Below are 523 nucleotides of genomic sequence, written 5' to 3'. Positions count from 1 at the left end.
CCGCCCGCCGCGGCCCCGCCATCGCCGACGCCGCCGGCCGCTGGGCCTTCCCCGCCCACGCCGTCGACGCCGACAACCTGCGCCTCGGCCAGGACTGCCTCGACGACGCCGACCCGATCCCCGCCCTGCGCCGGAGGCTCGCCGACCAACTCGACGACCTCGCCCGCGCCCTGCGAGTACGGGAAGCGGACACGCACTGACCCGGGCGCGGCCGGTCCCCCACCCCGGGGGACCGGCCGCGGGATACCCCTTTCGGGTTGTGATCTTGGGCTGTCCGGGCGTACGCGCGCATCCGCGTACAAGCTGGAACTCCCTCGTCCCCACGCCCGGAGGACAGCCATGGGCCTGCCGCCCCTCGCCTCGGGCCCGCACGGCCCCGACGCCCTGCGGCCCCTGCTCGACACCGTGCTCGACGCGCTGAGCACCGGCGCTGCCACACGCGCGGGACCGCTGCCCGCGGGCGGCCCGGACGCCGTCGCCGCCCGGGTCGCGGACGCGGCCGGCGAAATCCTGCCCGCCCTCG

Annotated in this window: 1 protein-coding gene and 1 pseudogene; both read left to right on the top strand. The window is 78.4% G+C overall.

The features are described from left to right. On the top strand, positions 1–200 hold a 200-nt coding region (locus EBH09_RS38710; RefSeq protein WP_238697244.1), incomplete at its 5' end, for a hypothetical protein. A 139-nt stretch (positions 201–339) separates the two neighbouring features. Then, positions 340–523, top strand: a pseudogene (locus EBH09_RS38705) (aspartate aminotransferase family protein); the annotation flags it as partial.

Source organism: Streptomyces sp. E2N166 (assembly GCF_003671715.1).
Classification (GTDB): Bacteria; Actinomycetota; Actinomycetes; order Streptomycetales; family Streptomycetaceae; genus Streptomyces; species Streptomyces thinghirensis.
The sequence above is the reverse complement of the archived record's forward strand: the minus strand, read 5'-3'. Positions and strand labels throughout refer to the sequence as shown.